The organism is Streptomyces sp. NPDC102514, from assembly GCF_055584525.1.
In genome coordinates, this window is sequence record NZ_JBVJLW010000011.1 from 321,455 (window position 1) to 343,728 (window position 22,274).

The window sequence follows — 22,274 nt, forward strand, 5'->3', positions numbered from 1 at the left end:
CGCACCCCGCGAGACCACCGGTAAACTGACGCTTGATGCCGACAACCCGCCATCCTTCACCGACGCCCGCCGAGGCAGAGGATCAGATCCTGCAAGGCGGTGCCTGGCTGCCGCACGGCTTCCAGCTCGACCCCCACAGCCACGTCCAGGGCCAGCTGGTCTACGCCGCCGCCGGCGCCCTGGCCACGGCGACGGAGCGCGGCACCTGGGTCGCCCCGGCAGACCGGATCACCTGGACGCCCCCGCGCTTCGCCCACTCGCACCGCTTCTACGGCCAGACCGACGTGCGGCTGGTGTCCGTACCGCTCGACCTGTGCGCCGAGCTCATCAATCACCCCAGCGTCTTCGCGGTGAGCCCGCTGCTGCGCGAGGCTCTCCTGGCGCTCACCGACGAGCCGGAACGGCGGTCCGGCGCCCACCGGCGCCTGCTCGCCGTGATCGTGGACGAGTTGGCCGACGCCGCAGAGACCTCCCTCCACCTTCCCGAAGCGAGCGACGACCGGCTGCGCGCCGCCACCGACCTGCTGCGCGCGGACCCCGCCCGGCCTTCCACCCTGGCCGAGCTGGGCAGGGCGGTGGGAGCAAGCGAGCGCACGCTCAGCCGCCTCTTCCACGCCGAGCTGAGCATGAGCTTCCACCGTTGGCGGACCACCCTGCGCATCCACCACGCCCTGGCGCACCTGACCGACGGGATGACGGTGACGGAGACCGCGGTCGCGTGCGGCTGGTCCAACCCGTCCACCTTCATCGACGCCTTCACCGAGGTCGTCGGCCAGACCCCCGGCCGCTACCAGGCCGGCCTGCGCTTCCACGCGCGCTAGCCGTCCTCGGGGTTGTTTGCCCTGGTCAGGTGCGCGGTGCGCAAGGTCCGAGCCTTCTTGGCGGGTTTCCGGTATCAGGTGTCGACTTACCAGTGGTTCACAGCCCGCCGGATCTTCCACAGTGGACAGCGAGCGAGCGCCGGCCTCCCACTTCACGGCCGGCGCCGCGACGTACGCGCTCGGCGCGTACCGACCACTGCACGGACCATGAAGGGCTCCCACGCATGACTGAGACACGCGACGACACAGCCGTCGTCATCATCGGGGCCGGCGTCGCCGGTCTGACCCTCGGCAACTTCCTGCTGCGCAACGGCGTCGACTGCACCGTGCTGGAGAAGCACCCGCGCGCCTACGTCGAGAAGCGCCAGCGCGCCGGAACGATCGACACCTTCGGGGTGCGCCTGTTCCGCGAATGGGGCCTGGAGGAGGTCCTGGCGGGCGACCCCATCCCGCACAGCGAGGGCGGCTTCTACATCGACGGCCACGCGATGCCGATCGACGTGGACGATGACAACAACGAGAGCCTGTACTGCCCGCAGCAGGTCCTGGTGCGCAACCTCACCGAGGTCTTCCTCCGCGAAGGCGGTGACCTGCGCTACGAAGCCGCGGACGTCGCCCTGGAGAACCTCACCCAGGGCCACCCCGTGGTGCGCTACCGGGACGCCGATGGTGCGGCGCGAGCCATCGGCTGCGACTTCGTCGCCGGCTGTGACGGCTTCCACGGTGTCTCCCGCCGCTCCATCCCCGCCTCCGCGCTGACCGAGTACTCCCACGCGTACGGCTACTCCTGGCTCAGCGTCCTGGCTGCCACCGAGACCAAGCCCTCAGGCATGGCGATCCACGAACTGGGCCTGGCCGGGATGATCCCCCGCGGCTCCGAGGCCAGCCGCATCTACCTCCAGTGCGCGGTCGACGACACCCTCGAGCAGTGGCCGGACGAGCGCATCTGGAGCGAGCTGGAGGCCCGCTTCGGCACGCCGCCCTCGCGAGGGCACATCGTTTCCAAGCAGATCGTTCCGCTGCGCAGCGTCGTGTTCGACCCGATGAGCTACGGCAAGCTCTACCTCCTGGGCGATGCCGCGCACATCGTGCCGCCGATGAGCGCCAAGGGCATCCACCTCGCTCTGCACGACACCCAGGTCTTCGCCCGCGCGGTGATCCGCCACGCCAAGGAGGGCGACTCCAGCCTCCTCGACAGCTACTCGCAGACCTGCCTGCCGCACATCTGGAACTACCAGGCGTTCGCCACGTGGATCACCGACACCATGCACAACGCCGGATTCCACGGCTACGAGGGCGAGTTCAAGAAGCAGATCGCCCGCGCCGAACTCCAGCGGCAGTTCGCCTCGGAGTCGGCGAACAAGCTGTTCAGTGAACTGACCGCTGGTACCAACTAGACCCCACCTCCTCCGGAATTATGCTGCGTCGTCGTCCTCGTCCACTTCCGGCCCCTCCGGGTCGCGCAGCGGTGACGTCGCCGAACTCCTGCGCGCCGCCCGCCGTTCCTCACCGAGCTCCTCGCCGGCCAGAACCAGCTCCTGAGCCAGTTCCAGCAGGCGGACACCGCGGCCGCTCTGGCGGGGAGGCCGCTCATCGGCTGGGGCAGCGCGCGTCCGACGTCCTGACCAGGTGTCCGCCGCCGGTCACCGCCGCGGTCAGCGCCGCGGTGCTGGGACGGGTGAGGCGGTACGCGGCGGTCGCCGTGCATACCAGTTGCCGAACCCCGAGATCGCTCAACCCGGCCATGCCCGCGGGCAGTCGGATCGTCATCACGTTCCCCGCGACCGTCACGGTCGGGGTGTCCGACGCGCTCCCGGCTGCGCCGGACGGGTCCGACGGCGAGCCCCCCGGTACGTCGACGGCGGCCGACGGCGGTGCCATGGCGGTTGGCAGGAGGGGCAACTCGGTGGTGAGACTGTCGGTGCCCCCCTCGCCGGCCATCGGACCGGCCATCAGCAGCCGCAGCGCGTCCGTGGGGTCGCCGGGCCGGCCGGTGTTGCGCGGCAGGGCGGCGAGTCGGCCGTTCTCGACGAAGTAGACCGGCGTGAGCGGCAGGGACCCGCTCGCGGGACCGCCCGCCTCGACCACTCCGGTTGCGGGGATCCCGCAGGAGGTGACGGCGAGCAGCGCCAGCAGCGGGGCGCGGTGCAGGGCTTTCATGGCCGGTACTCCTCGGTCGGCTCCGCCCGCCGCAGCGGGAGTTCGACGGTGAAGGCGGCACCGCCCGCCGGGTGGCTGGCGGCGCGCACGGTACCGCCGTGGAGGCGGACGTTCTCGGCGGTGATGGACAGGCCGAGGCCACTGCCCTCGGAGCGGATCCGGGCGCTGTCGGACTTGTAGAACCGTTCGAAGACGTGTGGCAGGGCCTGGGACGGGATGCCGGGGCCGCTGTCCCGGACCTCGATCACGGCCACCGTGTCGTCACCGTTCAGGCGCACCATGACCGGACGGGCGCCGTGCTTGAGGGCGTTGCCGACCAGGTTGGCGACGATCACGTCGACGCGGCGCGGGTCGACTCGTGCGCGTACCGCGTGCGGCGGCGGCAGTTCGGTCTCCACCGTGTCCGTCCAGCCGCGGGAGGCGAGGGTGCGCCGGATCGACTCGGCGAGGTCGATCTCGTCCAGGTGGAGCACCGCGGCACCCGCGTCGAATCGGGATATCTCCATCAAGTCGTTGACGAGCCGGGCGAGTTTGACGGTCTCCGTGCTGATCAGCCGGACCGCGGTGGCGGTGTCCGGGTCCAGTCGGGCGGCGTCCTCGTCGAGGACGTCGGTGACCGCCGACATCGCGGCGAGCGGGGTGCGCAGTTCGTGCGAGACGTCGGCGGCGAAGCGGCGGGCCCGCGCCTCCATCTCACGCAGTTCGGCGACCGAGGTCTCCAGCGCGGCAGCCGTCTCGTTGAACGTGTGGGACAGCTCGGCGAGTTCGTCGGAGCCGTTGACCGCGAGCCGCGTGTCCAGACGGCCCTCGGCGACCCGGCGGGTGGCGAGCCGCAGCTTCCGCACCGGGACCAGCACTCCGCGCGCGGCGAGGAGGGCGAGCACCACGGCGAGGGCCAGGGCGGCCGCCATGGCCCGTTCGGCCGCGGTCACCAGGGCGTCGACGTAGGCCTGTTCAGTGGTCTGCGGGACCACCAGGAACACCCGGGCCCCGCTGGCCGTCTCGACGCTGTCCGGGATGCGCTGGGTGCTGAAGAGGATCGACATGCCGACGACGAGGGAGGTGCGGCCGCCGTGGCGGACCCGTTGAAAGACGGTGGCCCGGCTGGACGCGACGGCCTCGCGCAGAGCGGGCGTCACCTCGGTGAAGGGGTCGCCGGAGGCGGAGGAGCCGCTGAGGTCTCCATAGGTTACCAAGACCCGCCAGTTGCCCCGGGACTCGGTGGCCGCCAAGTCCTGCGCGAACTTCCGCAGCGCTGACCGCTCGGGAGGAAGGGAGAGTTCGGCCGCGTACTGGTTGAGCTGGGTGCGCAGTTGTCTGATGGTGGCGTCCTGACTCTGCTGGAGCACACCTGTGCGGGCCTCCCGGAAGGTCAGGGCACCGGTCGTGACCGCGGAGATCGCGGCGACGAGTCCGAAGGCCACCACCATGCGGAACCGGAGCCCGCGCAGCCGGCGCCTCCTCACGGCGCCGCGAATCGGTAGCCGAAGCCGCGCACGGTGTGGATGTACCGGGGTGCGCGCGGCGGTTCGGACATCTTGGTGCGCAGGCGCTTGACGCAGGCGTCCACCAGACGCGCGTCGCCGTGGTAGTCGTGCTCCCAGACCGCCTCCAGAAGCTGCTGACGGCTGAACACCTGGCCCGGTGAGGCGGTCAGGGTGAGCAGAAGCCGCAGCTCGGAGGGGGCGAGGGCGATCGGCTCGCCGTGCAGCGCGACCGTCAGACCGGCCCGGTCGACGGCCAGTTCGCCGTAGGTGTGGATCTTCGGCAGGCCCTCGGCACCGGGCGCGGCCCCGGCCGCCCGGCGCAGGACGGCACGTATGCGCGCGTCGAGCACGCGGGCCAGGACGGGCTTGACGACGTAGTCGTCGGCGCCGGCCTCCAGGCCGACAACGATGTCCACTTCGTCCCCCCGGGCGGTCGCCATGATGATCGGCAGGGTCTGGTCGAGGGTCCGTACGGTGCGGCACACCTCCAGACCGGTCATGCCGGGGAGCATCAGATCGAGGACGACGATGTCCGGCCGGAAGGACCGCAACCGGTCAAGGCCCTCCTCGCCGGTCGCGGCGGCGGCGACGTCATGTCCTTGCCGACGCAGGGCCAGAGTGACGCCCTCCCTGACGGCGGGATCGTCTTCGATCAGCAGTACGCGTGACATGCGCACAGTATCCACATCGGCATGACCACGAAGAGGGTTATCGTTTCGTTACCTTCCGGGCCAGGTCCGATCACATGGCGATCACATCGTGAACGACCGTGACAGCGCACAAACGAAAGCCCGGCGGCGGTCGTCGCCGGAAACGCTCCGCGCGGCGCGTGCAGGGCCGACTGACCGGCGGTCTGGCCGCGTTGGCGGTCTTCGCGGCGGTCGGTGGCGCGGTGATGGCGTGGCTGCCGTCCGACGCAAGACGATCGCCCACGGCGACCGTGCCGTCCGGGATTCCTGTGACCGGCTCCCCCACGCCCTCCGGAACTCCGGCTCCGCCGCGGGCCGGTGAGCCGCCGGGACCGGACCGGAGCAGCGCGGCGGTCGGCCCTTCCACCACCCCCCTGCCCGAGAGCGGCCCGGGGACCTTCGTCACCGCCTCCGGCCAGAGCGAGAAGGTCGGCAGAGGCACGCCCCTGCGGTACCGGGTCGAGGTGGAGAAGGGCCTGACGATCTCCCCCGCGGACGTGGCCGAACAGGTGGAGCGGACCCTGGCCGACCCGCGCGGCTGGACGGCCGACGGCCACTCGGCGTTCCAGCGGGTGTCGAGCGGGCCCACCGACTTCAGGGTGCGCCTCGCCACCCCGGGAACTGTCGACGCGATCTGCGCCGGGGGAGGCCTCGACACCGGCGGCAAGGTCAATTGCAGTGTGCACGACGACGTGATGGTCAACCTCAGACGCTGGGTCCTGGCGACCGAGTTCTACACCGAGGACGTCGTCGGATACCGCTCCCTGATCATCAACCACGAGGTGGGCCACTTCCTCGGCCACGGCCATGTCACCTGCCCCGGCGAGGGCCGGCCGGCCCCGGCGATGATGCAGCAGATCAAGGGCCTGCACGGCTGTGTCCCCAATGTCTGGCCGTACGACCGTGACGGCCGCCTGATCACGGGCCCCACCGCCCCGTGAGTCCTGATCCACCGACCAATTGGAGTTCAGATGCAGTTACGCGTGCGCCACAGACACGCGGCCCTGGCTGCGGGGGTGGCCTCCGCGGCCCTGGTCCTCGCCGGGCTGCCGGCCGGGGCGGGAGCCGTCGGCACAGCAACGGTCGGCACGGGAACGGTGGGTGCGGGAGTCGTCGGCGTCGCCTCGGGCAAGAGCACCCGCAAGGCCTCCGCCGTCAGGACGGTCACGCTCGTCACCGGCGACCGGGTCCTGGTGGACGGCACCGGACAGGTCTCCGGGGTGCAGCGGGCCCAGGGCCGCGAGGGTATGCCGTTCTCGGTCCGGGTCGTCGCCGGGCACACCCGAGTCGTTCCCGGTGATGCCCAACTTCTGCTCGCGCGGGGCACGTTGGATCCCCGGCTGTTCGACGTCACCCAGCTGGTCAAAGACGGCTACGACGACGCGGGCCGTTCCGACCTCCCGCTGATCGTCACCTTCCACGGCAACAGCGCTCCTTCCACGAGCCCGTTCACCGCGGCCGGGGCACGGCTGGGCCGACAGCTGCCGGTGGTCAACGGCAGGGCGATGCGCTCCGCGAAGAAGCGCGGTGCCGGGTTCTGGAAGGCCGTGACCGACAACTCGGCCGCGGGGACGGCGCGGTTCGCCTCCACGGCCGGCGTGGAGAAGCTGTGGCTCGACGGGAAGCGCCGGGCCTCGCTCGACCGGAGCGTCCCGCAGATCGGCGCGCCGACCGCCTGGGCCGCGGGCTTCGACGGCACCGGCACCAAGGTCGCCGTCCTGGACACCGGCATCGACACCGCCCACCCCGACCTCGCGGGCAAGGTGGTCGCGGAGCAGGACTTCAGCGGCACCGGCAGCACGACCGACAGGTACGGACACGGCACACACGTGGCATCCACCGTGGCGGGCAGCGGAGCGAAGTCCGGCGGAAAGTACAAGGGCGTCGCACCCGGCGCCGGGCTGCTCAACGGCAAGGTCCTGAACGACTGGGGCGAGGGCTACGACTCCGAGATCATCGTGGGCATGGAGTGGGCGGTGGCCCAGGGCGCGGACGTCGTCAACCTGAGCCTGGGCGGCCCGGATCTCCCCGGCATCGACCCGATGGAGGAGGCGGTCGACCGGCTCTCCGCCGAGTCCGGCACCCTCTTCGTCATCGCGGCCGGCAACGAGGGCGACGGCGAACGGACCGTCGGCTCACCGGGCAGCGCGGCGTCCGCCCTGACGGTCGGCGCGGTCGACAAGTCCGACGCGCTGGCCGCCTTCTCCAGCCGCGGTCCGCGCGTCGGCGACGGCGGGGTCAAACCCGACCTGACCGCGCCGGGAGTCGACATCACCGCCGCGGCCGCAGCCGACAGTGTCCTGGCGGACCTGTATCCCTCGGACGTCCCCGGCTACCTGACGATCGAGGGCACCTCGATGGCCACCCCGCATGTGGCGGGCGCCGCGGCGATCCTCGCCCAGCAGCACCCCGGCTGGCGCGGTGAGCGGATCAAGGCGGTGCTGACCGGTTCCGCGAAGCCGGGCACGTACAGCTCCTTCCAGCAGGGCACCGGACGGGTCGATCTGGTCCGGGCGCTGGACGAGAACGTGGTCACCGAGCAGGCCCGCCTCGACTTCGGCGTCCAGCAGTGGCCGCACGACGACGACACGGCCCGGACCAAGAAGCTCACCTACCGCAACCTCGGCACCGATCCGGTCACGCTCGACCTGTCCGTGGACGCGTACGGAGTGGACCGCAAGCTCGCCGCCGAGGGCATGTTCACCGTCTCCCCGCAGCAGATCACGGTCCCCGCGGGCGGCGAGGCGAGCGCGGAGGTCACCGCGGACACCCGCGCCGGAACCGTGGACGGCAGCTTCGGCGGCTCGGTCACGGCCTCCTCCGCCGACGGGAGGATCCAGGTGCGCTCCGCGGTCGGGGTGGACCGCGAGGTCGAGTCGTACGACCTGACGCTCAGGCACACCGACGAGGACGGCAGGGCGACCGGCGACGCCGTAACCTCCGTCGCGGACCTGAACGGCAGCTTCTACGCCGAGTACGCCGACGAGCGGGACGGCGAGCTGACGGTCCGGCTGCCCAAGGCCGATTACCTCCTCACCGGGGTGATCCACCCGTCGACCGGCTCCGGCGAGCACGCCGTCCTGGTCCAGCCGAGGCTTCGCCTGGACCGGGACACGACCGTGGAGGTCGACGCCCGGCAGGCGAAGCCGGTGGACATCACCGTGCCCGACGCGGGGGCCGTGAACGACGACGCCGCGGTCACCGTCGAGTACGGGCGGGGCGAGGGGCTCGACGACGCCCATCTCGAGTTCCTGATGCCCACCTTCGTGGGCTCCCGGTTCGGGCGGCTCGGCCCGGACGGCTCGGTGACGGGGCTGACCTCCCTGTTCTCCGGCCGCTGGACCGGTAAGGGCAAGGACGGCAGACCGGTCAACTACCACCTGAGCTGGTACCGGGAGGGCAGCCTGGACGGCTTCACCGCGAAGATCGGGCGGGGACAGCTGGCCAAGGTGAACCTGGAGGTGGGCGAGTCGGTCGACGGTCGGCGCGTCCAGGCCGAGGTGACCCCGCACCTGCCCGACGGCCGTCTGGTGCCCGGCGGGAGCGACATGCGCGGCGACCTGCCGTACCGGAGCACCGAGTACGTCCTCGACAACGGCGTGAAGTGGTCGGTGCGTACCTGGCAGCGCTTCGGCGACGGCCAGGACGCGGTCTTCGAGGGCTTCCTGATGCGCATGCCGAGGCACTGGAAGGCAGGCCGCACCTATGTCGAGCGATTCGGCATCGGCGTCTTCGGGCCGGTCCTGAACGGCCCCGACGACCTCGGGCCGGGCCGTGGCTACCCGAGTGTCGGCCGCGACGGGAACACGCTCAGGGTCTTCCTGCCGCTGTTCGGCGACGGCTCCGGGCACTGGGGTCTGAGCCAGCCGGTCTCGGTGACGTCCCGGCTGGAGGCGGACGGCAAGGAGATCGCCGACGACTACGGCATCCAGCCGACCACCGACCCGACGGAGTACACCCTGCCCGCCGGGGACACCGCGTACCGGCTGACCGTGGACAACTCCCGTGATCCGGCGGTCTATCCGGTCAGCACCCGCGTCCACGCCAAGTGGACCTTCCGCTCGGCCAGGACCCCCGAGGGCGACTTCGCCCCGGTGCCGCTGTCCACGGTCCGCTTCAGCCCGAAGCTGACCCTGGCGAGCACCGCGAAGGCGGGCCGGCACTTCGAGGTGCCCTTCACTGTCGAGGGGGCGGCGGCCGGACAGCGCCCGGCCGCGCTCGCCTTCCAGGTGTCGTACGACGAGGGCAGGACCTGGCAGCCCGCCAAGTCCGTCGGCGGTACGCACCTGTCGCTGAAGCACCCGGCGAGGGCGGGTTCCGTGTCGCTGCGCGCGAAGCTGACCGACCGGGCGGGCAACACCGTGACCCAGACGATCGAAAGGGCCTACCTGATCACCGAGTGACCTGGGTACGCGCCTGCGCCCGGGACGGCCGTACCGCCGTGCCGGGCACAGGTGTTCTCCAACCACCTTGAGAGGAAGGCCGGTTGGGGACAATGATTCACATGGGGTGACTTACGGGGGGGAAGGTCCCGATCCCGAACGGTCTTCGACCGTTCGGCGGTTCCCCCATCGCGCACGCGGGGAGCGTCCATGGCTGATCAGGCGGAGAACGCGGCAGCGGAGGTACTGTCCATGATCGACACCTCCGTCCCGCAGCCGGCCCGGATCTGGAACTACTGGCTGGGCGGTAAGGACAACTGTGAGGTCGACCAGGTGGCCGGGGACGCCTCCGTGAGATCTTCGCCGGGATCGAGACCGGCGCCCGCGCAGCCCGGTACTTCCTCGCCCGTGCCGTCCGCCATCTCGCCGGTGAGGAGGGCGTACGGCAGTTCCTGGACATCGGCACCGCGCTGCCCAACGTCGGCAACACCCACCAGATCGCCCAGCGGGTAGCCCCGGAGTCCCGGATCGTCTACGTCGACAACGACCCACTGGTGCTGGGCGGCTGAGGGGGGGGAAGCAGCGCAGCCGTACGCCGAGCTCACCGAGATCCCGGCGCGTACGTTCTGCAGGCGCGATGGCACAGTGCACGGTGAGCAGGCGCTGGACGGCGAAAGCGGTGGCCTCGTCGGAGGCCGCGATGTCCACCACGGCCAGACCCGGCCGGGCAAGATGGACGTCGCTGATCGGGTTCATGCCTGGCACGACGTGCTGGCGCCCGCAGTGGTTCTCCCGTCCGGGCGTTGTCACCTGACCGGGTTCGGCTGCCCGGACCGGGCCCGCCCGCTGGGCGCCTGCAGTCCGTGGGCGCTTGAGCTCCGGTGGGGCCGGGGCGGGGGAGTGGTTACGGCGCGACCTCGTAGTCGACCGTCTCCTGCCCGCAACCATCGGCGAGTTCGGCCAGGGCGGTGTGCTCGCGCTCGTCGGCGGCGAGCTGCCAGGGACACAGTCCCAGGGCAGGCAGCGACGCAGTCGGCCCCACGGACCGTTGGACGCCCACATGATCCTCCGGTCAATTCGGCTGCTGATCAACGACCTGGCCGTTGAGTCCCCACGGAGGACAGGAGTTCTTGTTCCCTGAGAAGAGCCGGACCCCGTCGGCGCATGCCGTGTCCGTGGTGGGCGAGGAGGTCGGGTAGGGCCGTGCCGGCCCTGGCGGACGGGCAGTACAACCGTGCCGGGTTCTCAGTTGTCGTACGCGGCATGACCTTACGAAGATCCGTCGGCGCCGTCGTCATGGTCGCCCTCGGCACCGCCCTCCTCCTTGGCCCCGCCGCAACCGCCGCGTCTGCGCTGCCACACCTTCAGAGCGGTGATGGCCGGCGGGCGGCACAAGCCGACGATCCCGCGCCCGCCGCGCCGACCGGCCTTCAGGCGTCGTACGACCCCGCTGCTCAGACCACGACGGGCGGCTGGGACGCGAACACCGAACCGGACCTCGCCGGGTACCGGCTCTACCGGCGTCTCGCCGAGACCGAGGAATGGACGCTCGTCAGCGGCGCCACACCCCTGGCGGCGACCTTCACGACCGATCCCCTCCCATCCACCGGCGATGTCTATGCCTACGCCGTACGCGCCGTTGACCAGGCGGGCAACGAGTCGGAGCGCAGCTACGACTGGTATGTCGAGACGGCGGACACGTCGCCGCCCAGCGTTCCGGCGGACCTCACCGCGCGAGGAACAACGGCAGGCAACACCGTGCGCTGGCACGCCTCGTCGGACCATGTGGACCACTACGAGGTGTGGGCGGCGCCCGCGGGCGGGCAGGACCTGGACGGGCCGGACGAAGTGCGCGGCACCGCCTACACCGACCCGCGGGCCCCGCAGGACGTGGCCGTCACCTACACCGTTGAGGCGGTCGACACATCGGGGCAGCGTTCCGGCGTCTCCGGACCGGTGCACGCCACGCGGCCCGCGCCGGGCACCGCGCCGAAGCCCAGCGGGTTGATGGCTCGGCACGATGGGAACGGGGTCCTCATCTCGTGGGACGGGCACTCCGGTGACATGGGCCAGAGCTACCGTGTCTACGCCCGGTACCCCGACCCGTACGCATGGTCCTTCCTTGCCACCTCCTACCCCCGCAACGGGGAGGTGCGGGTCCCGGAGGCCGGCGGACTCTTCTACGTGGTGAGCGTCGACGACGAAAGCAGAGAGTCGGCCCCCGTCTATGTCGGTGCCTACTGAGCACCACCTGACCCAAGCAGACGTTCGTCGGGAGGCTTTGGGCACAACTCTCGGTATGGGGCAGCGCACCAGAGGGTCGGTCTCGGCGGCTGTGGACAGTTGCTGCGGACCTTCCTGATCATGGTGGGGTGTCGGCGTATGCGTGCCCATGGTGGTGGCAGAGGCGGGCGTGGTGTTGGTGGCGGTGCCAGGAGTTCCGGCAGGTCACCTGGCCTTTGTCGAGGTGGCAGGATCCTTGGCGTACTGGCAGTCGTCTTCGTAATGATCGAAAGCCAGTGGGGAACGGGTCCGGTCCGGGTTCCGAGTTGACCGGCCTTGACCGTCATCGAGTGCCCCGACCTGGAGAAGTGGCTCCGCCGGGCAGCTCAACGGCGTGGGTGACCTTCTCCAGGTGGTAGTGGTCGGCGCAACGCACTGCCGAGTCAGCTGTGTGGGGCCCCACCCGCGACCCGTGGAACACCGCCCGTGGCGACCACAACCCCAAGGCGATCTGGCTGTGGTGCTCCGCCGCCGGAGTCAGCGCCGCAGATGTGGACAGCCTCTGGCAGGCGTTCCTGCGCAGGTCGACCTGGAATACACCTTCCGCATGCTCAAGCAGACACTGGGCTGGACCACGCCCAAGCTTCGCGAGCCGGCTGCTGCGGACCGCTGGACCTGGCTCGTCATCGCCGCCCATACGCAACTGCGTCTGGCCCGGCCCTTGGTCGAGGACCTCCGCAGACCCTGGGAGCGACCTGTTCGTCAGGGACGTCTCACTCCTGTTCGAGTCCGCCGAGGATTTCGCCGCCTCCACGGCAAGACCCTCAACCAGCCAGTGCAAGGAAACTCACCAAATCCGGCCCAGGCCGACCCATCGGCATGAAGAACAAGCACCACGCATGCCAAGAACTGTGGGAAAAAGAACTCACCAGACCTCACAAGAGGCAAAACTGGATAAACGCCAAGCTTAGCCTGCGCTATTTCCGAGTATTCTCGCCATCACTCGCCGCACGGGGCCATCAGCAGACTGGCTGACCTTGATGATCAATCGGCGTGGAGTTCGCCTGTGAATGGATGAATTATGTACATGGATCACTTAGCGACGCTGCACGGTCTTCCCGTCTACCAGTTCGCGGCTCCGAGGGAGGGGAATGGGCCGATGCCTGCGGCGGGGGACGTCGCATGGCGCATCTGTAGCGCCGACTATGAGGCCAGTGAAGTGTGGAGCGAAGCCATACCCGATTGGGCTTACGAGAGGCAATGGGACCGCTTCCTCAAGACGGTAGACCTTGCGCGGGTACAGGCTTTGGTCCTTGGTGACGGTGCCTACTCCTCGGAAGGCCCCCCTGATTGGGCGGTGAGCGAGCTGATTTCCGCTGCGGATCGGCTCACCAACCTCAAGGCGTTGTACCTTGCCGATCTCACTCCCGAGGAGTCTGAGATGTCCTGGATAGTGCAGGGTGATGTGACGCCGATTCTCAAGGCTTTCCCCCGTCTCAGAGAACTTGGGGTGCGCGGCTCAACCATAGGCATGGCGGCTGATGAAGAAGGCTCGGGCCTGCGGCTGACACCGTTGCGGCACGAGCACCTGCGTGTCCTGCGGCTGGAGAACGGCGGTCTGCCCGGCGAAGTGGCGCGCGCCGTGGCCGCCAGCGACCTGCCCGCTCTGGAGCACCTGGACCTGTGGCTGGGTGAGGAGTTCTACGGCTGCACCACGACCCTCGCCGACCTGGCCCCCATCCTTGACGGTGACCGGCTGCCTTCCCTGCGGCGGCTCGGACTGCAGAACAGTTACCTGCAGGACGAGATCGCCGCCGCGGTGGCCGGCTCTCCCGTCGTCGCTCGCCTCACCGCGCTACACCTGGGCCTTGGCACCCTGAGCGACACCGGTGCTACTGCGCTCCTCAGTGGCCAGCCCCTCACGCATCTTGAGGAACTGGATCTGCACCGCCACTATCTCTCCGAGCTCATGATGCAGCGCATACGCGAAGCACTGGAACCGGCCGGGGTGGTGGTCAACCTGGATGAGCAGGAGGAGATCGAAGAGGGCTCGGGCCGATACGTAGCGGTCGGAGAATGACTTTCCCTCACAGGCGCGCGCCGGGTGAAGGGTCCTTACCCGAGTGTCCGCATCGAGGGCGGCAACTGAGCGGTGGTCTCGCAGGCCGGGGGCGACACCGAGATCGGCCGCATGGTGCGTGTGGAGGGCTGGGACCAGATGACTGGGGCGGCCCTGGTCGTCGATCCCAAGCGTGGTGCTCTGCGTGCGGTGACGGATTACGAGGACTTCTCCCACCTGGAGCGGGCCGACCAAGTGGTTGCTGCGGTGCCTGGTGGAGGGTGGCGGGTGCACTGGAAGGACGAGGGCCCAGGGGGGAACGCTGCTGACGGAACAGGTCCTGGCCTGGCTCATCACGTCGCAGGGGCGGGCGGCGGCCATCACGGTCGATGCTCAGGGGCATGTCGAGGATGCTGATGGTGCCGACGCCTTCATCCCGCCGGGCGAGGGTCCGGCGTCCTGATCGCAGCTGGTCAGGCCACGTCGTTCTCTCTCGATGGCCTGGAGGCGGTTCTTGAGCGGGTAGCTGGGGCCGTTGATGGAGGTTATTTCGCAGTGGTGGAGGAGGCGGTGGAGGATCGCGGTGGCGAGGACCTCGTCGCCGAAGACCTGGCCCCGTTCAACTGGGGCTGGACCAAGACCTTCGCCGATCCCCGCCTCTGCGCGGCCATCGTCGACCGCCTCACCTTCGGCGGCAATATCTTCGAGACCGGCACCGACTCCTACCGACTCGCCACCACTGGCGCTCGCGCTGAACAGTAAGCGGCCAGGTGAGCCAAGGGTGGCGCCGGCCCTCATCGACTGCTGTCGAGGCTCCCAAAGACACGAGTGACCCACTGATCCATCCGGGTCCCGAAGTCTGACGCCGAGCTGATCCCCGAGGCTGGCAGGCAACCAGCGTCGTCAAGGTCAGCGACGAAGTCCACATCGGCCCAGCCACCACGGAACAGCACCACCGACAACTCGGCCTCCGTCGGACCGGATATGACCACGCCAACCGAGTCCGGATCATGAACCCGAGCCCTGTCGGTCTCCAGTAGCTGGGGCCAGGACGCTTCCGCATCCCTCCACGTCGCCCGGTCCACTTCAAGGCCAGCCGACGTCCAGCCCGTCGTCCGCTGAGCCAGAACGACAGACACCTCGTCGAGATCAACAACTCTGTCCATGAGGGGATCATCCCTCATGGACCGCCTGGCCGACGTCGAGCTCGCCACCGCGGAATGGGTCGACTGGTTCAACAACCAGCGTCTTCACACAGGGATCAGAGACATCCCGCCTCACGAACACGAGAGCAACTACTACGCTCAGCACCAGCCCTGACAGGCAGCTGGGGTCAATGCATAGAGCCTCCACCGATCCCGGAGCGGCAGGGTCATGTCCAGCACGGACACGTTGCGTCCATGAAGGAGACGACGCCTCAGCCGAGGCCGTCTCCATCCCTGACCAAGAACATGTAGGCACCCTGCGGCCCGCTCACCTCATGGCCCCTGTTCACCGCCTGCTGATCGAACCCATATCAGCGAGCGCGTGTCACGGACAGGTAGGTCCGGCCGGGAGCGTACTGGCCGGTTACCGGATCTTCGCCGGTGGAGGCCCCTTCCTCGGACCGGGACCGGGCGGGCGGGTGGCGAATCGGATGTCCTGCGGGCGTTGGTTCCTGGTCAGGCGGTGGCGTCGAGTGATGCGAGCAGGGCCAGGGCGTCAGCCGAGGATGTGCCGGGCTCGGCGTGCAGGAGCATTGTCTCCAGCTCGGTAGCGCCGACTACCTGGAACTTTTCGACCAGGAGTTCCAGGGGGCCGACCCGCGGGTGCCTCACTCGGAATGTGACGCCCTTTGCCGAGCGCACGTCATGGCGTCCCCACAGATAGCGGAAGCGGTCGCTCTTGACCGATAGCTCCCCGATCAGCGCGTGCAGCCGCTCGTCACCTGTGTCAGCGCCGGCCTGGGCCCGCAGATGAGCCACGGCGACGGCCGTGTACCGCTCCCAGTCGGCGTGGTACTCGCGTGCCGCCCGGTCGGTGAACAGGACGCGCAGCCGGTTCACCCCCGGCGCCAGGTCCGGTGACAGAGTCCGGGCCAGCCGGTTCGCGGCCAGGACGTCGCTGTATTTGTTGAAAACGAGGGCGGGCACGTTGAGCGTTCGCAGCAGCGCGTCGAGGCCGGGCGGCACGTGCTCGACGGGCCGGCCGCGGCCGCGGCGCGGTTTCGCAGCCGCGAGCGACATCAAGTACGCCGTGCTCTCCGCGTCGAGCTGGAGCACGGCGGCCAGCGCGTCGATCACCTGGGCCGAGGGGTTGCGGTCGCGGCCCTGTTCCAGGCGCAGGTAGTACTCGACGCTGATGCCGGCGAGTGTGGCCACCTCCTCGCGGCGCAGCCCGGGTACTCGGCGCGTCCCGTGTCCGGGTGCCAGGCCGGCCTCGGCGGGAGTGACCAGTTCGCGCCGCGCGCGCAGGAAATCCCCGAGAGCGTTGTCCACCAGGCAAGCGTAGGCTCTCCCGCGCCTCGCCGGGTGTCCCTCTCACTACCAGGAACACCACCACCTGGAAGGGGCGGGCGGTACCCGTGAAGATCGGCGGCATGACGACACAGACATGGTTCATCACCGGAGTCAACAGCGGTTTCGGACGAGAGCTGGCCCAGCAGTTGCTCGCCCGCGGCGACCGCGTCGCCGGCACGGTCCGGCGGGAGGGTTCGGCCGACGATCTGCGGGCCGAGTACGGGGACCGCTTCTGGCTCGGGCACCTCGACATCACCGACCTGCCGAAGGTCCGCGAGGTCGTGGACGCCGCTTTCACCGATCTCGGCCGTATTGACGTGGTGGTCGGCAACGCCGGCTACGGTCTCTTCGGCGCCGCCGAGGAACTCACCGACGATCAGGTCGTCCACCAGATCACCACCAATCTGCTCGGCTCGATCCAGACCGCCCGGGCCGCGCTGCCGCACCTGCGCGCACAGGGCGGCGGCCGGCTGATCCAGATCTCCTCGGTGGCCGGGCTGGCGGCGCACGCCGGGGCCTCGCTCTACCACGCGGGAAAGTGGGGGATCGAAGGGTTCATGGAGGCCCTCGCCCAAGAGGTCGCCCCGTTCGGGATCGGTGTCACCCTCGTCGAGCCGGGCGGTGCCCGCACCGCGTTCTCGCGCGGCAGCCTGCGTATCGGCGAACCACTGACAGCCTACGACGACACGCCGGCCGCGTTCGTACGCCAGTTCAAGAAGGCTGCCGTCCCGGTCATCGGTGACCCGGTACGGATCGCCGCCCGCGTCATCGACAGTGCGGCGCAGCAGCCCGCGCCTCTCAGGGTCGTGCTCGGCAGCGACTCCTACCAGGCGGTCACCGGGGCGCTGCGCCAACGCCTGAAGCAGGTGGAGGGCCAGAAGGACACCGCTGCGGAGACAGACGCCACCGCCTGACCTCGCTGGATCGGGATCCGCGCACCGCCGTGCTGCCGACGGCCAGGCCGACCAGCGTGACACCGGCCTCGTCGACCAGGCCGACGGCGAAGAGGCGTGAGGCGTGTTGCAGGTCAGCCCGAGCTGCTCGCGCAGGCTGTGGTCGGTAGTGGCTGTGATGCCGGCGACGGCGGCCAGGGACGTGGGGTGGCGCCGCCGAGTACTGCGACCAAGGCCAACGCGAGCAGGGAGCCCGGGCGATAGTGGCGGCTCCAGACCCGAGGGGATCAGGTGCCCGGCCCAACAGCTCGGCTGGCGAGGTGCACTGCTGCGGTTCCCGATCGGGGCAGACGCGGGCGCTGTCCTCGCAGCGGCGCTACAGGACAACGGTCCGGGAGGATGGCGCGCGAACGCGCACCGGGTTCTCGGTATGGGGGACACGGATCGAGGCGTCAATTTTGGGCACCTTGATGCTGAAGCAGGAGCGTCCGGTGCTGTCTAGCACCTTCCGCCGGTGGCGCCAGGTCTGCAGGCCGTTGCAGCAGCCCAGCCCAGCCCAGCCCGGCCCGGCTCGACGAAGGCGGTGGCGATGTCGGTCACCCGGAACCTGCCGGCGGCGAACGGGCCGGGCAGGGCGGGCAGCCCGTGCAGGAATGCGCCGGACGGGTGGGCCGGGCACGGCTCGTGCTCCTGCTCATGCTCCGGATCGAAGTTGTTGCAGTCGGCGATCCGCATCAGCGCCGTGCCGACCTCCGTCAGAGTCAGCTTTCCGTCCAGCACGAGGTAGCCGTACGTGGTGACGGCAGCGGCGCGCCCGGTGGCCGTGGGGCAACTCGGCGCTCGTGCGCTTGAGTTCGGAGCGCACGACGTAGGGCTGGTGCCAAGCAAGGCGAATCTGTTCCTGGAGCCGGGTGGTGAGCCTCGGCAGCTCCCCGCGCACGTGGTGCGTGCTGAGCGGGAGCGTGCCGTGAAGGCTGGCCGGCTCGCGGCCCGGATCCGCGGCGAGGCGCATCGGCGCAGGATTCGCTGATCTTCGGCGAGAGCCCGTCTCCGGTGGTGCAGGGGGCGGCCGTTCGCTCGTCATCGTCGGCACGTCTGACAGCGACTGGATCAACTCTTTTCGGCCGGGATCTATGCCTGTGGCCGGTTTGTGGTGCAGTCTGTCGGTCCGGGCCCCGCCAAACCCCCAGGTGGACGCCCTGTCGCAGGGTCCTGCCGTCCCGTCGGCGGCAGGACCCGCCGCCTCCCGGCTCCCCACGGGAGGCCATGCGGCTGCGCGGGCGCCGATGATGACTGTTGCGGCGGCCGGGTGGCGCAGACCGATGGAACGAAAACCTGCCAGCCGGGTTCCAGGTCACGGCAGGGCGCGTACGCCGTTCGCCGCCGCTCCCCGCGCCGTTCGGGGGCACTGCCGGCTGAACTGGGCTGGGCCCCAGGAGGGACGGAACAGAGAACCGGCGTAGCCGCCAGAGTCTTTGACAGGTATGACGGCGAACGCGGGACTGGCCTCCGGCTGGTGCCGGAGGCCAGTTCGCTGCGGGATCTCCGGCCGGGTGCCGGGTGCCGGGTCAGCTGAGGGTGTTCAGCATCGCTTCTTCGACGTGGTCGGCGGCGTTGCGGTGGCCGCGGGCGTTGGGGTGCACGAGGGACAGCTGGTCGGGGAGGGTGACGAAGCCTTCGACCCACTTGGTGTCGTCGCAGACGCTGTGGTCCCGGGAGGAGGCGTAGAGGTCGACGAAGCCGGCGGCGTCCTGGGTGCCGGTGGAGTCGTCGATGGTCTTGTTGAGGGGTTCCAGGACGTCCTGCCGCAGCCAGGCCAGGTCGCCCTGGGTGATCGTGCCGAACTGTGTCAGGTCGCCGAAGCTGCACTTGGAGGCGTCCTGGGGGACGACCGTGGGGTAGCCGACGGCCAGGATCTTCGCGTGCGGGGCACGCTGGTGGAGCACGGCGAGCATCCGGTCGTATTCATCGCGCACGCTCTTCAGCCGGTCCGGGACGTCGGCGGCCATGGCGTCCTTGCACGGAGTGCCCGTGCCCTCGTTCTCGCCGCCCAACTGCGCGCACGTGGTGAGGAAGCCGGCGAAACCGAGGGAGTTGCCGCCCACACCGACGGTGATGACGTCGGTGTCCGCGCCTACCGCCTCGGACTGAGGGGGCACCGCGGGGAAGGGGTAGTCCGGGTCCTCGGAGAAGGGCGGCAGGTGGCGGCCGATCGGGTTCTGGGGGGTGTCGGTGATGTTCTCGACGGTGGCGGCGCCGCAGCTGACGTTGGTCAGCTCGAACAGACCGCCGAGATCGCGGTCGATGACCTGAGGGTAGGACCGGTCGGTGCGCTCACAGCCGTCGCGCGGGACTTCGAAGGTGTCACCCGCGGCCCGGACGACCCCGGCAGTGTAGGAGTCACCCAGGGCGACCCACTCCTGCTGCTCGGCCGCGGCGGCGGGGTGCGCACCGGCGAACTGCGCGGGAACAAGAGCGCCTGCGGCGAGAGCTGCGGCCGAGCCGAGCAGGGCCAGACGAGTGCGGAAGCGTGCCACGATTCCTCCATGAATACGGCGTTGGCGACGCTTTGACCCTAAAGAGAAAGTGACCAAGAGCACTAGATCCAATGCGGACAGTCATGACGTGTGGTGGGGCGCGCCCACGCGCGGGTGACGGGGGTTCGGTGTGTCGACTGCTTGCCCCCTCTTGGTGACTGCCGCTGTGCGGTCCGTGCACGGCGCGGGAAGGTTCTTGATCGACTGCAGGGCTCCCGGTTGCAACGCCCCCTTTGTGGCTGTCTTGTTCTCGATCACCGGCAAGCTCGGCCTCCGGCCCGCCAACGCCCTCTTGGGGGAGCTCCCTGGAGGCCTCAGCGGAAATCGGCGGTGATCGCCGCTCTGGATTCCGGTCCGGCTGTGGCGGCCGCGGGCGAGTTGCCGACGTGGCGAGTCGGCGCCAGTGGATGCTGAACGGGCGTGTGGCGATCCTGCACGTCAACGGTGGGCGTCCTCGCCAAGCGTGTCCCGGCCAGGGGCAAGCTGATCAGGGCGCCACCGGCGCCGCGATCGTTCCCCTGTTCCGGACCGCGAAGCGGTTCGGTCAAGCCGACAGGCGCGACCGGGATGGGCGATACGGGAGTGGCGGCCGGCATGGTGCCGGAGTTCAGGGGCGGGCCCGGTCGCGCTTGGGTGTCAGTCGTCGCGACCGGGTGTCATCTATCGCGACCAGTCGCACCGCAGGAAGGGTGCACTCCAAGGCCCCGCTGTCAGCGCCACCCGAGTTCGGGAGCGACGTGGGTCAGGATGCTCTCGATGACATGTGCGTTGTACTCGACGCCCAGTTGGTTGGGCACGGTGAGCAGCAGGGTGTCGGCGGTGGCGACGGCCTCGTCCTCGGCGAGCTGTTTGACGAGGACGTCGGGTTCGGCGGCGTAGGACCGGCCGAAGATGCTGCGTGTCTGGGCGTCGATGTAGCCGATCTGGTCCTTGGAGTTGCCTTCCCGGCCGAAGTAGGCGCGGTCCCGGTCGTCGGTGAGCGCGAAGATGCTGCGGCTGACGGAGACCCTCGGTTCACGGGTGTGGCCCGCGGCCCGCCACGCCTCGCGGTACGCCTCGATCTGCTTGCGCTGCTGGACGTGCAGCGGCTCGCCGCTCTCGTCGTCCTTGAGGGTGGAGCTCTGCAGGTTCATCCCGAGTCCCGCTGCCCAGACGGCGGTGGCGTTCGAGCCGGATCCCCACCAGATGCGCTCCCGCAGTCCCTCGGAGTGCGGTTCGACGCGCAGCAGTCCCGGCGGGTTGGCGAACATCGGTCTGGGGTCGGGCTGTGCGAAGCCTTCGCCCTTGAGGACGTCGAGCAGTCGCTCGGTGTGCTCGCGGGCCATGTCGGCGTCGGTCCCGCCCTGCGGGGGCGTGTGGCCGAAGTGCCGCCAGCCGTCGATCACCTGCTCCGGGGATCCCCGGCTGAGGCCGAGCTGGAGTCGGCCGCCGGAGATGAGGTCGGCCGCACCTGCGTCCTCGGCCATGTACAGCGGGTTCTCGTAGCGCATGTCGATCACACCGGTGCCGATCTCGATCCGGCTGGTGCGCGCGCCGACGGCCGCGAGCAGCGGGAACGGTGAGGCGTGCTGCCGGGCGAAGTGGTGCACCCGGAAGTAGGCACCGTCGGCGCCCAGTTCCTCCGCGGCGACGGCGAGGTCGATCGCTTGGAGCAGGGAGTCCGCCGCTGAGCGCGTCTGCGAATGCGGCGATGGCGTCCAGTGTCCGAAGGACAGGAACCCGATCTTTTTCATGCCACATTCAACAATCAACGATCGGTTTCATTCCTCGGAACCCAGTGACCCTGGAACCACCGGTCGTAGCCGGACCGAAGACCTGACGCAGCGCAGCGGCGTCCCGGAGGCTTGGTGAAGCCTCCGGGACGCCGTGGGGTGTGGTCAGGCCGTGCCGGTGGGTTCTACGGCGCGGACCTGGTCAGAGCGGAGGTCAGCGGCGGTGGTGACCGCCACCGCCGTGGCCGCCACCGTGACCGCCGCCGTGGCCGCGGCCCCAGGACTCGCGGTCGATGCGGCGGTCGTGGTCGTTGCGCAGGGTCGCGGTGTCGGAGTCGTTGTCCCACACGTACTCGTCGCGGTCCTGGAAGACGTGGCCGTCGCGGTCGCGGCCCTCGCCGGTGTGGACGCGGACGGACTCGTTGCCGCGGAGGCGGTAGTGGCGGAAGGTGAAGGTGTTGCCGTCCTTGTCGGCCAGCGTCCAGCCTTCGAGGTTGACGCTGCGCCGGCCGGTGTTGGTGAGTTCGACCCACTCCTTGTTCAGGGAGCGGTTGGAGCCGTTGTCGTAGCCGGGCGAGTCGTACTGCACGGCCGAGATCTCGACGTGCGAGCGGCGGGCCTGCTGGTTGGCACTGTCCGCGGTGGCGGGCAGGGCGGTGGCGCCCAGCGCGGCTCCGGCGGCGAGAACCGCGGCGGCGATACGGCGGGTGGTGCGTGAAGACACGAAAAGTCCCCCAACGGTGCGTGTCCCGGTGGCCGGCCCTGACCGGTCACCGTGGACGGTGTGCGTTCTCGGCGAGTGCCGAGGACCCA

18 protein-coding genes and 5 pseudogenes are annotated in these 22,274 nt (G+C 69.8%); 11 read left to right on the forward strand and 12 right to left on the reverse strand.

The features are described from left to right. Positions 1-35 precede the first annotated feature (35 nt). Together ACZ60E_RS27385 and ACZ60E_RS27390 are read left to right on the forward strand one after the other, a co-directional pair. The gene (locus tag ACZ60E_RS27385; RefSeq protein ID WP_469443861.1) at positions 36-821 is read left to right on the forward strand and encodes a helix-turn-helix transcriptional regulator; all 786 of its coding nucleotides are present in this window, start codon (positions 36-38) and stop codon (positions 819-821) included. Positions 822-1,045: 224 nt separating this feature from the next. Beyond that, on the forward strand, positions 1,046-2,218 hold the full coding sequence (locus tag ACZ60E_RS27390) for a 4-hydroxybenzoate 3-monooxygenase (RefSeq protein ID WP_469443863.1): 1,173 nt from the start codon (positions 1,046-1,048) through the stop codon (positions 2,216-2,218). Between the two features lie 193 nt (positions 2,219-2,411). Here the strand turns inward: ACZ60E_RS27390 and ACZ60E_RS27395 are convergent, their stop codons facing one another. Genes ACZ60E_RS27395 through ACZ60E_RS27405 form a run of 3 tightly spaced genes read right to left on the reverse strand, consistent with a single transcriptional unit; the run spans position 2,412 to position 5,139 of the window. Next, positions 2,412-2,981 (reverse strand): hypothetical protein, encoded by a 570-nt coding sequence (locus tag ACZ60E_RS27395; RefSeq protein WP_469443865.1) that lies wholly within the window; start codon positions 2,979-2,981, stop codon positions 2,412-2,414. Then, positions 2,978-4,411: an ATP-binding protein gene (locus ACZ60E_RS27400; protein ID WP_469443929.1), complete on the reverse strand. Its 1,434-nt coding sequence runs from the start codon at positions 4,409-4,411 to the stop codon at positions 2,978-2,980. The genes ACZ60E_RS27395 and ACZ60E_RS27400 overlap by 4 nt, the downstream gene beginning before the upstream one ends. Before the next feature lie 32 nt (positions 4,412-4,443). After that, the gene (locus ACZ60E_RS27405) at positions 4,444-5,139 is read right to left on the reverse strand and encodes a response regulator (RefSeq protein ID WP_384805733.1); all 696 of its coding nucleotides are present in this window, start codon (positions 5,137-5,139) and stop codon (positions 4,444-4,446) included. A 98-nt stretch (positions 5,140-5,237) separates the two neighbouring features. Here ACZ60E_RS27405 and ACZ60E_RS27410 point away from each other — a divergent pair, with 98 nt between their 5' ends. The 3 genes and pseudogenes from ACZ60E_RS27410 to ACZ60E_RS27420 form a co-directional block, all read left to right on the forward strand. Then, complete coding sequence (locus ACZ60E_RS27410) at positions 5,238-6,098, forward strand: DUF3152 domain-containing protein (RefSeq protein WP_469443867.1); 861 nt, start codon at positions 5,238-5,240, stop codon at positions 6,096-6,098. Between the two features lie 30 nt (positions 6,099-6,128). Further along, positions 6,129-9,560 carry a S8 family peptidase gene (locus ACZ60E_RS27415; protein WP_469443869.1) on the forward strand — a complete coding sequence of 1,144 codons (3,432 nt, stop codon included), beginning with the start codon at positions 6,129-6,131 and terminating at the stop codon, positions 9,558-9,560. A gap of 189 nt (positions 9,561-9,749) precedes the next feature. Beyond that, positions 9,750-10,099 (forward strand): annotated as a pseudogene (locus ACZ60E_RS27420) (SAM-dependent methyltransferase); the annotation flags it as partial. Positions 10,100-10,124: 25 nt separating this feature from the next. Here the strand turns inward: ACZ60E_RS27420 and ACZ60E_RS27425 are convergent. Both ACZ60E_RS27425 and ACZ60E_RS27430 read right to left on the reverse strand, forming a co-directional pair. After that, a pseudogene (locus ACZ60E_RS27425) lies at positions 10,125-10,487 on the reverse strand (DUF6207 family protein); the annotation flags it as partial. Then, positions 10,444-10,581 carry a hypothetical protein gene (locus tag ACZ60E_RS27430; RefSeq protein ID WP_469443870.1) on the reverse strand — a complete coding sequence of 46 codons (138 nt, stop codon included), beginning with the start codon at positions 10,579-10,581 and terminating at the stop codon, positions 10,444-10,446. The gene ACZ60E_RS27430 and the pseudogene ACZ60E_RS27425, both read right to left, overlap by 44 nt. A gap of 221 nt (positions 10,582-10,802) precedes the next feature. Between ACZ60E_RS27430 and ACZ60E_RS27435 the strand changes: the two genes are divergently transcribed. The 3 genes and pseudogenes from ACZ60E_RS27435 to ACZ60E_RS27445 all read left to right on the forward strand — a co-directional run bounded on the left by ACZ60E_RS27435 (position 10,803) and on the right by ACZ60E_RS27445 (position 13,842). After that, on the forward strand, positions 10,803-11,783 hold the full coding sequence (locus ACZ60E_RS27435) for a fibronectin type III domain-containing protein (RefSeq protein WP_469443872.1): 981 nt from the start codon (positions 10,803-10,805) through the stop codon (positions 11,781-11,783). A gap of 479 nt (positions 11,784-12,262) precedes the next feature. Further along, positions 12,263-12,797: pseudogene (locus ACZ60E_RS27440) on the forward strand (hypothetical protein); the annotation flags it as partial. Between the two features lie 124 nt (positions 12,798-12,921). Next, positions 12,922-13,842 (forward strand): STM4015 family protein, encoded by a 921-nt coding sequence (locus ACZ60E_RS27445; RefSeq protein WP_469443932.1) that lies wholly within the window; start codon positions 12,922-12,924, stop codon positions 13,840-13,842. A gap of 465 nt (positions 13,843-14,307) precedes the next feature. Here the strand turns inward: ACZ60E_RS27445 and ACZ60E_RS27450 are convergent. After that, positions 14,308-14,442, reverse strand: a pseudogene (locus tag ACZ60E_RS27450) (ATP-binding protein); the annotation flags it as partial. Positions 14,443-14,448: 6 nt separating this feature from the next. Here ACZ60E_RS27450 and ACZ60E_RS27455 point away from each other — a divergent pair. Further along, positions 14,449-14,583: pseudogene (locus tag ACZ60E_RS27455) on the forward strand (ATP-binding protein); the annotation flags it as partial. A 32-nt stretch (positions 14,584-14,615) separates the two neighbouring features. Here ACZ60E_RS27455 and ACZ60E_RS27460 read toward each other — a convergent pair. Then, positions 14,616-14,987, reverse strand: coding sequence for a hypothetical protein (locus ACZ60E_RS27460; RefSeq protein WP_469443873.1), 372 nt, complete (start codon positions 14,985-14,987; stop codon positions 14,616-14,618). On the opposite strand from ACZ60E_RS27460, the gene ACZ60E_RS27465 reads away from it, so the two are divergent. After that, a complete protein-coding gene (locus tag ACZ60E_RS27465; protein WP_469443934.1) occupies positions 14,980-15,141 on the forward strand; it encodes an integrase core domain-containing protein in 162 nt (53 codons plus the stop codon). The genes ACZ60E_RS27460 and ACZ60E_RS27465 overlap by 8 nt on opposite strands. Before the next feature lie 341 nt (positions 15,142-15,482). On the opposite strand, the gene ACZ60E_RS27470 is transcribed toward ACZ60E_RS27465, so the two are convergent. Next, a complete protein-coding gene (locus ACZ60E_RS27470; RefSeq protein WP_384805747.1) occupies positions 15,483-16,298 on the reverse strand; it encodes a helix-turn-helix domain-containing protein in 816 nt (271 codons plus the stop codon). Between the two features lie 101 nt (positions 16,299-16,399). Between ACZ60E_RS27470 and ACZ60E_RS27475 the strand changes: the two genes are divergently transcribed. After that, positions 16,400-17,233: an SDR family oxidoreductase gene (locus tag ACZ60E_RS27475; protein WP_469443875.1), complete on the forward strand. Its 834-nt coding sequence runs from the start codon at positions 16,400-16,402 to the stop codon at positions 17,231-17,233. A 477-nt stretch (positions 17,234-17,710) separates the two neighbouring features. On the opposite strand, the gene ACZ60E_RS27480 is transcribed toward ACZ60E_RS27475, so the two are convergent. The 4 genes from ACZ60E_RS27480 to ACZ60E_RS27495 all read right to left on the reverse strand — a co-directional run bounded on the left by ACZ60E_RS27480 (position 17,711) and on the right by ACZ60E_RS27495 (position 22,185). Next, positions 17,711-17,992 (reverse strand): hypothetical protein, encoded by a 282-nt coding sequence (locus ACZ60E_RS27480; RefSeq protein WP_469443876.1) that lies wholly within the window; start codon positions 17,990-17,992, stop codon positions 17,711-17,713. 788 nt (positions 17,993-18,780) lie between these two features. Then, the gene (locus ACZ60E_RS27485; protein WP_469443879.1) at positions 18,781-19,749 is read right to left on the reverse strand and encodes an SGNH/GDSL hydrolase family protein; all 969 of its coding nucleotides are present in this window, start codon (positions 19,747-19,749) and stop codon (positions 18,781-18,783) included. A 710-nt stretch (positions 19,750-20,459) separates the two neighbouring features. Beyond that, positions 20,460-21,482, reverse strand: coding sequence for an LLM class flavin-dependent oxidoreductase (locus tag ACZ60E_RS27490; RefSeq protein ID WP_469443881.1), 1,023 nt, complete (start codon positions 21,480-21,482; stop codon positions 20,460-20,462). Between the two features lie 193 nt (positions 21,483-21,675). After that, positions 21,676-22,185, reverse strand: coding sequence for a lamin tail domain-containing protein (locus ACZ60E_RS27495; RefSeq protein ID WP_469443883.1), 510 nt, complete (start codon positions 22,183-22,185; stop codon positions 21,676-21,678). Positions 22,186-22,274 lie beyond the last annotated feature (89 nt).

What these genes read in the sequence shown, in the direction of transcription:
- ACZ60E_RS27445 (WP_469443932.1), top strand. Translation starts at nt 12,922, where the DNA reads ATGCCTGCGGCGGGGGACGTCGCATGGCGCATCTGTAGCGCCGACTAT.
- ACZ60E_RS27395 (WP_469443865.1), bottom strand. Translation starts at nt 2,981, where the DNA reads ATGAAAGCCCTGCACCGCGCCCCGCTGCTGGCGCTGCTCGCCGTCACC.
- ACZ60E_RS27435 (WP_469443872.1), top strand. Translation starts at nt 10,803, where the DNA reads ATGACCTTACGAAGATCCGTCGGCGCCGTCGTCATGGTCGCCCTCGGC.
- ACZ60E_RS27390 (WP_469443863.1), top strand. Translation starts at nt 1,046, where the DNA reads ATGACTGAGACACGCGACGACACAGCCGTCGTCATCATCGGGGCCGGC.
- ACZ60E_RS27400 (WP_469443929.1), bottom strand. Translation starts at nt 4,411, where the DNA reads ATGGTGGTGGCCTTCGGACTCGTCGCCGCGATCTCCGCGGTCACGACC.
- ACZ60E_RS27460 (WP_469443873.1), bottom strand. Translation starts at nt 14,987, where the DNA reads ATGGACAGAGTTGTTGATCTCGACGAGGTGTCTGTCGTTCTGGCTCAG.
- ACZ60E_RS27415 (WP_469443869.1), top strand. Translation starts at nt 6,129, where the DNA reads ATGCAGTTACGCGTGCGCCACAGACACGCGGCCCTGGCTGCGGGGGTG.
- ACZ60E_RS27475 (WP_469443875.1), top strand. Translation starts at nt 16,400, where the DNA reads ATGACGACACAGACATGGTTCATCACCGGAGTCAACAGCGGTTTCGGA.
- ACZ60E_RS27385 (WP_469443861.1), top strand. Translation starts at nt 36, where the DNA reads ATGCCGACAACCCGCCATCCTTCACCGACGCCCGCCGAGGCAGAGGAT.
- ACZ60E_RS27490 (WP_469443881.1), bottom strand. Translation starts at nt 21,482, where the DNA reads ATGAAAAAGATCGGGTTCCTGTCCTTCGGACACTGGACGCCATCGCCG.
- ACZ60E_RS27405 (WP_384805733.1), bottom strand. Translation starts at nt 5,139, where the DNA reads ATGTCACGCGTACTGCTGATCGAAGACGATCCCGCCGTCAGGGAGGGC.